The following is a 3,266-nucleotide window of genomic DNA, read 5'->3' as shown; positions in this document are numbered from 1 at the left end:
CCAGCGCGACCAGTGCCGCGCGGCCGCTTGCCGGCACCTCGCCGGCGCGGCGGATCGCGGCATAGACCAGCTCCCGCACGGCACGCCGGTCCTTGGAGCCGGCATAGCGCCGCGTCGCGAAATACCGCGCGATCAGCGTATCCGCCGCTGCGCCGCCTTCCCGAGCGGCGGCGATGATCGTATCGAGCAGCTCGATCGCCGCCTGGCTGCGCGCACCAGGCGTCATTTCACCACTCCGTCATGCCGGGCTCGTCCCGGCATCCAGGGCCGCAAACGACAGCGCTCGTCACCCTGGATCCCGGAACAAGTCCGGGATGACGGTAGGGAAGGCATCCCGATGGGCCGTCAGCGCGTCGGGTAATTGGGAGCCTCGCGGGTGATGGTCACGTCGTGGACATGGCTTTCCTGCAATCCCGCGCCGGTGATCTGGACGAAGCTGGCCCGCTGACGCAGGTCCTCCAGTGTCGCCGCGCCAGTATAGCCCATCGCGGCGCGCACGCCCCCCACCAGCTGGTGAATGACCTCGCGCGCCGGTCCCTTGAAGGCGACCTGCCCCTCGATCCCTTCCGGCACCAGCTTCATCTGGTCCTTGATGTCACCCTGAAAATAACGATCCGCCGAGCCGCGCCCCATCGCACCGACCGACCCCATGCCGCGGTACGACTTGTATGCCCGCCCCTGGTACAGGAACGTCTCGCCCGGTGCCTCCTCGGTGCCCGCCAGCAGCGAGCCGACCATGCAGGTCGAGGCGCCCGCCGCCAGCGCCTTGGCAAGGTCGCCTGAGGTGCGAAGGCCGCCATCGGCGATCACCGGCACGCCGGCCTTCAGCCCCTCCTCGGCGCAGTCCATCACCGCGGTCAGCTGCGGCACGCCGACGCCGGCGACGACGCGGGTGGTGCAGATCGAGCCGGGGCCGATGCCGACCTTCACCGCATCCGCGCCGACATCGATCAGCGCGCGCGTCGCCTCGCCGGTGGCGACGTTGCCGGCGATCACCTCGACCGAGTTGCTGAGCTTCTTCACGCGTTCCACGGCGCGCGCGACGTCGGCGTTGTGGCCATGCGCGGTGTCGATGACGATGCAGTCGACCTCCGCATCGACCAGCGCGGCGGTGCGCTCGAAGCCCTTGTCGCCCACCGTGGTGGCGGCGGCGACGCGCAGCCGGCCGGCCCCGTCCTTGGTCGCGTCGGGATAGGTCACCGCCTTCTCGATGTCCTTGACGGTGATGAGGCCGACGCAGCGATACGCCTCGTCGACGACCAGCAGCTTCTCGATCCGCCGCTGGTGAAGCAGCCGCCGCGCCTCGGTCTCGCCGACGCCGACGCCGACGGTGACCAGGTTCTCATGCGTCATCAGCTCGCTGACCGGCTGGCGCGGGTTGCCGGCGAAACGGACGTCGCGGTTGGTCAGGATGCCGACCAGCTTGCCCCCGGCCTCGACCACCGGAATGCCGCTGATCCGGTGCCGCGCCATCAGCGCCTGCGCATCGGCAAGGGTGGCGGTCGGCGCGATGGTGATCGGGTTGACGACCATGCCGCTCTCGAACCGCTTGACCGCGCGCACCGCGTCGCACTGCTCCAGCACGGTCAGATTGCGGTGCAGGACACCGATCCCGCCCAGCTGCGCCATGACGATCGCCATGTCGGCCTCAGTCACCGTATCCATCGCCGCCGACAGCACCGGGATGTTGAGCGCGATGCCGCGCGTCAGCCGGGTGCGCGGGTCGGCCTGGCTCGGCAACACCGTCGAAGCGCCGGGCACCAGCAGCACATCGTCGAAGGTAAGGCCGAGGCGTATGGTCATGGGGAGCGCCGAATCCTGCGAGCGAGGGCAAGTGGCAGGCCATGTAACCAACCCGGCCGCCCCCGGCTAGGCCCCGCGCCTGCCGCCGTGCTAGGACATGGGCCTGATCCCGAAAGGAAACCGCGATGGGCCTGACCGTTGCCGCGCTCGTGCTGATGACCGTGCTGTTCTACCTGATGAACAGCATCAAGATCGTCCGCCAGGGCTATGAATACACGATCGAGCATTTCGGCCGCTACACCGCGACCGCTAACCCCGGCTTCAACTTCTATCCCGCCTTCTTCTATCGCGTCGGGCAGAAAGTGAACATGATGGAGCAGGTGATCGACATCCCGGGACAGGAGATCATCACCAAGGACAATGCGATGGTCGCCGCCGACGGTGTCGTGTTCTTCCAGGTGCTGGACGCGGCCAAGGCGGCGTACGAGGTGTCCAACCTGCAGAGCGCGCTGTTCAACCTGACCACCACTAACCTGCGCACGGTGATGGGCTCGATGGACTTGGACGAGACGCTGTCGAAGCGCGACGAGATCAACGCGCGGCTGCTCAACGTGGTGGATCACGCCACCTCGCCCTGGGGCGTCAAGATCACCCGCGTCGAGATAAAGGACATCCGCCCGCCCGCCGACATCATCAACGCCATGGCGCGGCAGATGAAGGCCGAGCGCGAGAAGCGCGCCAACATCCTCGATGCCGAGGGCGCGCGCGCCGGTGCGATCCTGCGCGCCGAGGGCGAGAAGCAGGGCAAGATCCTGGAGGCGGAGGGCCGGCGCGAGGCGGCGTTCCGTGACGCCGAAGCGCGCGAGCGCGGTGCCGAGGCCGAAGCCCGGGCCACCACCGCGGTGTCCGACGCGATCGCGGCGGGAGGCACGCAGGCGATCAACTATTTCATCGCGCAGAAATATGTCGAGGCGATCGGCAAGTTCGCGACCAGCCCCAATGCCAAGACCATCCTGTTCCCGGTCGAGGCGACGCAGCTGATGGGGACGCTGGGCGGCATCGGCGAGCTGACCAAGGAGGCGCTGGCCGGCGGGCTATCGCCCGCGGCCGCGCCGGCTCCCGCTGCGCCGCGCAAGCCAGGGCCGTTCGAGCTGCCAAAGGCGTGAGATGAGCGCCGGCACCGCTTGGCTCGCGATCGCGCTGATGCTCGGCGTCGCCGAGGTGGCCGCGCCGGGTGTGTTCCTGATCTTCATCGCGCTCTCGGCGGCGATGACCGGGCTGACGGTGCTGGCCGCGCCCGCGCTGCCACTGGGCTTCCAGCTGATGTCGGTGGGCCTGTGGAGCGCGATGACGTTGTGGATCGGCCGGCGCTGGTATCGCGACTATCCGGTAGCGGGCGAGCGACAGCTCAACCGCGGTGCCGCGCGGCTGGTCGGCGAGGTGGTGACGGTTGAGCGCGCGATCGAGGGTGGCAGCGGCAGGGTCTCGGTCGGCGACGGCGCATGGCCGGCGTCCGGCCCCGA

At 69.0% G+C, this 3,266-nt stretch carries 3 protein-coding genes and 1 pseudogene; 2 read left to right on the top strand and 2 right to left on the bottom strand.

Features of this window, described 5'->3' with window-relative positions; translation table 11 throughout:
• Both HUU96_RS13665 and guaB read right to left on the bottom strand, forming a co-directional pair.
• Nucleotides 1-226: pseudogene (locus HUU96_RS13665) on the bottom strand (RsmB/NOP family class I SAM-dependent RNA methyltransferase); the annotation flags it as partial.
• Between the two features lie 119 nt (nucleotides 227-345).
• Nucleotides 346-1,803 (bottom strand): IMP dehydrogenase, encoded by a 1,458-nt coding sequence (gene guaB, locus HUU96_RS13660; protein ID WP_174293302.1) that lies wholly within the window; start codon nucleotides 1,801-1,803, stop codon nucleotides 346-348.
• A gap of 125 nt (nucleotides 1,804-1,928) precedes the next feature.
• Here guaB and HUU96_RS13655 point away from each other — a divergent pair, with 125 nt between their 5' ends.
• Both HUU96_RS13655 and HUU96_RS13650 read left to right on the top strand, forming a co-directional pair.
• Nucleotides 1,929-2,909, top strand: a complete 981-nt coding sequence (locus HUU96_RS13655; RefSeq protein WP_174293301.1) for an SPFH domain-containing protein — start codon at nucleotides 1,929-1,931, stop codon at nucleotides 2,907-2,909.
• A gap of 1 nt (nucleotide 2,910) precedes the next feature.
• A partial coding sequence (locus HUU96_RS13650; protein ID WP_174293300.1) for an NfeD family protein occupies nucleotides 2,911-3,266 on the top strand: 356 nt, incomplete at its 3' end.

This window comes from Sphingomonas bacterium (assembly GCF_903644135.1).
In the GTDB taxonomy this organism is placed as follows: domain Bacteria; phylum Pseudomonadota; class Alphaproteobacteria; order Sphingomonadales; family Sphingomonadaceae; genus Sphingomonas.
The sequence above is the reverse complement of the archived record's forward strand: the minus strand, read 5'-3'. Positions and strand labels throughout refer to the sequence as shown.